Annotated in this window: 5 protein-coding genes; all 5 read right to left on the bottom strand. The window is 65.2% G+C overall.

Translation table 11 applies throughout. From position 1 onward, the window contains the following. Positions 1-240: 240 nt before the first annotated feature. Entirely contained in the window at positions 241-1,107 is an 867-nt protein-coding gene (locus tag JOY90_RS07500; RefSeq protein WP_291690512.1) for an HAD family hydrolase, read from the bottom strand. A gap of 95 nt (positions 1,108-1,202) precedes the next feature. Further along, positions 1,203-1,580 (bottom strand): BA14K family protein, encoded by a 378-nt coding sequence (locus JOY90_RS07495; RefSeq protein ID WP_291690511.1) that lies wholly within the window; start codon positions 1,578-1,580, stop codon positions 1,203-1,205. 17 nt (positions 1,581-1,597) lie between these two features. Then, complete coding sequence (locus JOY90_RS07490) at positions 1,598-1,912, bottom strand: hypothetical protein (RefSeq protein ID WP_291690510.1); 315 nt, start codon at positions 1,910-1,912, stop codon at positions 1,598-1,600. A 7-nt stretch (positions 1,913-1,919) separates the two neighbouring features. Continuing rightward, the gene (locus tag JOY90_RS07485; protein WP_367276889.1) at positions 1,920-3,347 is read right to left on the bottom strand and encodes an efflux transporter outer membrane subunit; all 1,428 of its coding nucleotides are present in this window, start codon (positions 3,345-3,347) and stop codon (positions 1,920-1,922) included. Between the two features lie 105 nt (positions 3,348-3,452). Beyond that, the gene (locus tag JOY90_RS07480) at positions 3,453-6,737 is read right to left on the bottom strand and encodes an efflux RND transporter permease subunit (protein WP_291690508.1); all 3,285 of its coding nucleotides are present in this window, start codon (positions 6,735-6,737) and stop codon (positions 3,453-3,455) included. Positions 6,738-6,936 lie beyond the last annotated feature (199 nt).

Below are 6,936 nucleotides of genomic sequence, written 5' to 3'. Positions count from 1 at the left end.
CACTTCACTCAAGATCAACCGCTCTCCAGCAGGCTGCCTTCGAGCAACTCGGGTTCGATCCTGTTCGTGTCCAGTAACTGACATGCCGTTCGGAGCAATCATCAAGCTCCGTCAACAACTTGCGCAATTTGTGAGTGAAAACTTCGGGCTAAGGAGCGAACGCGACGATGCGGAGCACCGCGCGGAGCAACGTGCCCACCGGTCGCCGTCACGTCCGACAATCGCGTGTGCCGGCAGCAACTAGTGCTTTGGAGCTTCGACAACGTGCTTGCGCCGCTCGATGTCGATCTTCGCGCCCCGAGCGACCAGAATGGCCTCCAGCGCCTTGCGCATGTCCGACTTCTTTCGGTAATCAGCCGAATAGGGGCCCACTGAAAGCCGGCCGCCACGGGCGAGCTCGTATCCCTTTTCGAAGGTCAGCCCTCTTTCGCAGACGCCGATGCCCTCACCGAGATTGTGCCTGATCATCGACATGCACGGGATGTCGCTCGGACCGTCGCCGATATAGATCATCTGTTCGAACGGGATGCGCCGGTCGTCCATTTTCACGGCATTGTTGACGAGATACGGATTCTGGAGAACCTCGTTTGCCACGCCTTTATTGATTGCGTAGACGAATTTTGTCTTCTCGGTGAAGGAAATGGTTCTCTTGACGGCCGCGGCACGCCCGGCCGTATCGTATTGAAATTCGCACCCGAATATTCCATTCACGTGCCGGGCTATCCTGGTTGCTCTTATCATCTGCTCGAGGCCGCAGCTGATGACGTAGTATTCCAGCTCGATCGGTACGGCTTTCAGCTTGCTGTCGGTCTTGATGAATTGTTTGAGGCCGGGAAAGAGTTCGGGGATGCCGGGGTACAGCGGAAGCTGCGATCCAATCTTGGCAAGGCGTTCACTGGTCAACTCGATCTTGCCGCTCTGGGCGTAGTTCAGGAGTTCATGCATGTAGGCCTGAGCAGGATCCCATCCGTCATGCTGAACCATCTTCGTGATATGCTTCCAGAAGCCGGGCACATCGACGCCATGCTTCTGGAGCAGGAAGCTGATCATGTCGGCTCCAAGCGTCCCGTCAAAATCGCAGATGATGGCGATGATCTTGGAACCCATTTAAGCCGTCTCGACATTCAAGAAAGCTGGAAGCATCTTGCGGAAAAGATAGTTGCCCGGCCAGAGGGGCTGCAACGCACCAGCTCGGTATTTAGTCAACACCGATGCCGCGCGCCATCGCGGCCGACGAAGGTGCCGGCGGATGGATCGGAGGAGCGCAGGTGGCGGCAAGTGACATGCGCCGGCGGCGCTCCAATCACCACCTGCGACGGATAGGCGAAGCGCGAACGGTAGGAATTGCCGCCGAACAGGCCGGCAGCGCCGAGCCAGGCGCTCGGCGGGTCGGCGGTGGAATTGCCCGGGAAGAAGCCGTTGGTGGGGAAATCGCGATCGTCGTCGCGTCCGTCGAAGAACCAGCCGCTGGTATTGCCATAGCGCAGGGGACGGGCGCCGAAGTCCTGCGCCGGCGCTTGTGTCGCAGCGAGTGCGGCGAGCACGATCGCGGCGAGGCCGGCAATGCTGCGTCCAAACATGGCGTGCTCCTCGTTCCTCACGGCCGCACCGTTCCCCAATCGCCTTTCCAGCCGGTCAGGCGTCCGCGGCGGAATTGCAGATAGAGTCCGTCGCTGCGATAGGACAATGTCGCTCCCTTGACGTTGGGCACCGCCAGCAGGAGCTCATCGCCGGGGCGGCCGCGCACGTAGCGGAGCTGCACACCGAGCGCAACCGACGCCTGCTCGGGGCTCATGCCGAAGCTGAGCGGGATGTTCGGAGGCGTCGTGGTCATGACCCGCTGCGCGCGCGTGGGCGGCGATGACAGGCCGGCAAGAGCGAGAAGCGCGGCAGCGATGCAAAGCCTTCTCATGGTGTCCTCATCGAACCGGCGCGGTGGGTGCGTCGCCGGACGCCACGGAGACCAGCGTGCCGGATGGCGTCCAGCCGCCGCCGAGCGCCTGGAACAGGCTGGTCGCGGCGAGCAGTTTTGATAGCCGCACCTGCACGAGATTGTTCTGGGCCGTGAACAATGTCTGCTGCGCCTGCAACACCGTGATCAGGTTGATGGTGCCGCCGCGGAGCTGCTTTTCGGCAACGTCGAAGGCCTTCTGAGAGGCGGCGACGACCTCGCTCTGCAGCCGCTCCTGCAGGGTGAACTTCTGCAGCGCGATCAGCGCCTTCTCGACGTCGGCGAAGGCGCTGAGCACGGCCTTGCGATAGGCCTGCAGGTTCTGCAATTGCACGCCCTTGGCCTGCTTCAACTGGCTCTCCAGGAGGAAGCCGTCGAAGATCGGCTGAGTCAGGCTCGCGGTCAGGGTGTAGAACCACGCCCCCGGGGTGAACAGCGAGGCCAGCGCCGTGCTCTGGAAGCCGGTCTGACCGGTCAGCTGGATCTGCGGGAAGAAGGCCGCGCGTGCCGATTCCACGCTGAAGTTTGAAGCGGCGAGCTGCGCCTCGGCCTGGCGGATGTCGGGCCGCTGATAGAGCAGCTCCGACGGCAGGCCGGGCGTCACCCGCGGCACGGCGATCCGGCTGGTCGAGCCGCCATGCACGGCGAAATTCGCAGGTGCCTTGCCGACCAGGAGCGCGAGCGCCGCGATGTTCTGGTCGCGCGTGACCTCGAGCGGCGGGATCGCCGCGCGCTCGGTCGCCACCAGCGCCTCCTGCTGCGAGACGTCGAGCTGCGAGGCGGTGCCGGCGTTGAACTGATTCTTGATCAGGCCGAGGATTCGCTCGGCCGCGGCCAGGTTCTCGCGGGTGACGCGGACCTGGTCCTGCGCCGCGAGAATCTGGAAATAGGTGTTGGCGACGGTGACGACCGTGGTCAGCGTCACGACCTCGCGGTTATAGCGCGAGGCGGTGGCGTTCTCCTCGGCTGCATATAGCGTGGCGCGGTTCTTGCCCCAGAAGTCGAGCATGTAGCTCGCCGTCAGGCTGGTGCTGAACGTGTTGAAGGTCGAGGAGCCGCCGCCGGTGGTGCCGAGCGAGCTCGGATGGTTCTGCTCGGCGCTGGCCGCGCCGGTGACCTGCGGCAACAGCGGCGCGCCGGAAACGCCGACCTGCGCATCGGCCTGCACGATCTCCGCGATCGCAACCGCGATGTCGAGATTGTGGAGCTGGGCCGCGTCCATCAACGAGGTGAGCTCGCCGGAGCGGAAGCCGCGCCACCAGTCGAGCATCGGCACGGCCGCGTCGGCATCGCCCTTCGACGCGGCGCGATAGGCGACGGGCATGTCGAGGCTGAGCTCGGGCCGCTCGGTGCCGATGATGCAGCCGGACAGACCGGGCGCGATCGCGAGCGCCAAGAGCGCACCGGCCGCGCGACGCCGGCCTGAGCCCCCACGCGTTGCCACGCTCCGGACAGACGCCCGGATCGTTCGGGAGAACAGGACTGACATGCCGCTTTGCATCTACTCGCCCGGTTGCAGGGATGGCCCGGGCGCATGCGGTACGGAGTCGCCCCTCGAACGTTGGCTCCAGAGCCGAAATCTGTCCAGATACAAATAGATCACAGGTGTAGAATAAAGCGTCAGCGCCTGGCTGAGGATCAGCCCGCCCACGATCGAGATACCGAGCGGCTGGCGCAACTCGCCGCCGTCACCCATGCCGAGCGCCAGCGGAACCGCGCCCAGGAGCGCCGCCATGGTCGTCATCATGATGGGCCGGAAGCGCAGCAGACAGGCTTCGCGAATCGCATCGAGCGGGCTCAAGCCGCGGCTCCGCTCGGCCTCGAGCGCGAAGTCGATCATCATGATCGCGTTCTTCTTGACGATGCCGATCAGAAGGATCACGCCGATCAGCGCCATGATGCTGAACTCGGTCCGAAACGCCATCAGCGCCAGCAGCGCGCCGACGCCGGCCGACGGCAGCGTCGACAGGATCGTGAGGGGATGGACGTAGCTCTCGTAGAGCACGCCCAGCACGATGTAGATCGTGACCAGCGCCGCGAGGATCAGGAACGGCTGGTTGCTAAGCGAATCCTGGAACGCCTTCGCGCTGCCCTGGAACGAGCCCCGGATCGTCGCCGGTACGCCGATCCGCCGCATCGTCTCGTCGATCGTCGCGGTGGCCTGGCTCAGTGAGACGCCCTCCGGGAGATTGAACGAGATCGTGGTGGCGACCAGGAGGCCCTGGTGGTTGACGGCGAGCGGGGTCGAGCCCTGGCTGAATTTCGCGACCGCGGCGAGCGGGATCATGATCTCCCTTCCGGTCGAGACCGCCGCTCCGGTGGAGGCGACGCCCTTGCCGGTCGCGCCGATCGCGTTGGTCGCGGCGTTGCGGGCGGCCTGGGCGTTGGCAGAGACCGGTGCGGTCGCTTTCGCCGACGAGACGAAGGTCCCCGCCACCGCGTTGGTCGATTGCGAGCCGCCGACCGATCCGCCCGATGTGCTGATATAGACGTCCTTCAGCGTTTCCGGGTTCTGCCAGTAGCGCGGCGCGACCTCCATGATGACGTGATACTGGTTGCGCGCGACATAGATCGTCGACACTTGGCGCTGGCCGAACGCGTCGTACACCGTGTTGTCGATCTGGCTCACGGTGACGCCGAGCCGGGCGGCGGCGTCGCGGTCGATCACCAGGTCGGTCTCGAGCCCCTTGCTCTGCTGGTCGGAGTTGACGTCGGTGAGCACCGGATCGCTTTGCAGGGCGGCTGCGATCTTCGGCGCCCATTCCTGCAGCTCCTCGAGCGTGTTGCCCTGCAGCGTGTATTGGTACTGCGCATTGCTGGCACGGCCGCCGACGCGAATGTCCTGCACCGCCTGCAGGAACAGCGTTGCGCCCGGGACCGCCGCCATCTGCGGCCGCAGCCGCGCGATCACGCCGTCGGCGGAAATCTTGCGCTCGCCGAGCGGTTTGAGCGACAGGAACATGAAGCCGCCATTGGTCTGGCCGCCGCCGGTGAACCCGACCACGGTCTCGACCGCGGGGTCCTGCTTGATGATGTTGACGAAGCGCGCGAGCTTGTCCTGCATCAACTGGAACGAGATACTCTGGTCGGCCTGGATGAAGCCGGTGAGGCGGCCGGTGTCCTGCTGCGGGAAGAAGCCCTTCGGCACGATGCCGTAGAGATAGAAATTGAGGCCGAGCACGGCGACCAGGATCAGCATCATCGATCGCGGATGCTCGAGCGCGCCGGTCAGCGTGCGCCGGTAGAAGCCCAGCATGGCGTCGAAGAAGCGCTCGCTCAGCCCGTAGAGCCTGCCGTGCGCGCCGGTTTCGCCGCGCAGCAGTACCGCGCACATCATCGGCGTGGTCGAGAGCGAAACCGCGAGCGAGATCACGATCGAGATCGAGATCACCATCGCGAATTCGCGGAACAGGCGCCCGACGATGCCGCCCATCAGCAGGATCGGAATGAACACCGCGATCAGCGAGATGCTCATCGACAGAACGGTGAAGGCGACCTCGTTGGCGCCCCTGAGCGCCGCCTCGAAGGGCGACGCTCCCTCCTCGATATAGCGGGTGACGTTCTCGAGCACGACGATGGCGTCGTCGACCACGAATCCGGTCGCGACCGTCAGCGCCATCAGCGAGAGATTGTCGATCGAGTAGCCCATCAGCCACATCGCGCCGAAAGTGGCGACGATCGACACCGACACCGCCACCACGGGGATGAAGGTCGCGCGCAGGTTCCTGAGGAACGCGAACACGACCAGGATCACCAACAGGACCGCGAGGACGAGCGTGCGCTCGACGTCGCGCAGTGAGGTGCGGATGGTGGTCGAGCGGTCGACCCCGAGCGAGATGTCGATGGCCGGCGAGATCGAGGCGCGGAGCTGCGGCATCAGCGCCTTGACCGCATCGACGGTCGAGATGATGTTGGCGCCGGGCTGCCGGTTCAGGATCACCAGCACCGCGGGCTTGCCGTTGGCGAGCCCGGCGTTGCGCAGGTTCTCGACCCCGTCGCTGACGTCGCCGACGTCGGAGAGGTGCACCGGTGCGCCGTTGCGATAGGCGACGATCAGCGACCTGTAGTCGTCGGCCTCGTTGGCCTGGTCGTTGGCGTAGATCTGGTAGCGCTTGTCGCCAACGTCGATGCCGCCCTTGGGGCTGTGCGCATTGGCGCTGGCGAGCGCGGCACGGACGTCCTCGAGCCCGATGCCGTATTTGAACAGCACCTGCGGGATCAGGTCGACGCGGACCGCCGGCAGCGAGCCGCCGCCGACGGTGACCTCGCCGATGCCCTCGACCTGCGACAGCTTCTGCGCCAGCACGGTGGAGGCCGCGTCGTAGAGCTCGCCGCGGGTCAGCGTGTCCGAGGTCAGGGTCAGGATCAGGATCGGCGCGTCGGCGGGGTTGACCTTCCGGTAGGTCGGGTTGCTGCGCAGGCTGGTCGGCAGGTCGGCGCGGGCCGCGTTGATCGCCGCCTGCACGTCGCGCGCCGCGCCGTTGATGTCGCGGTTCAGCCCGAACTGCAGGGTGATGCGGACGTTGCCCACCGAGCTCTGCGACGTCATCTCGGTGACGTCGGCGATCTGGCCGAGATGGCGCTCGAGCGGGCTTGCCACGGTGGTGGCGACGTCCTCCGGACTGGCCCCGGGCAGGTTGGCCTGGACCGAGATGGTCGGAAAATCGACCTGCGGCAGCGGCGACACCGGCAGCTTGAAGAAGGCGACCGCGCCCGCCGCCGCGAGCCCGAACGTCAGGAGCGTGGTCGCGACCGGACGGCGGATGAAGGGGCTCGAGAGGCTCATGACATGATGCGGCGTGGCCAGCGATCTGCCGGACGGCTGTTTTTGTCCCGGCTAGCGTTCTTCTCGCGATCTACGGACCATCGTCGCACCCGAACCTTGCCCGTACATTACATAGGGTCGACGGTTCTAGTTGAAGCGTTGCGCCTTACGCTTCGCCGAACACGCGCCTGAAGATGGTGTCGACGTGTTTCAGGTGATA

Origin of the sequence: Bradyrhizobium sp., from assembly GCF_019242285.1 — a bacterium.
Classification (GTDB): Bacteria; Pseudomonadota; Alphaproteobacteria; order Rhizobiales; family Xanthobacteraceae; genus Bradyrhizobium.
This window is presented reverse-complemented; position numbering and strand designations above follow the sequence as displayed.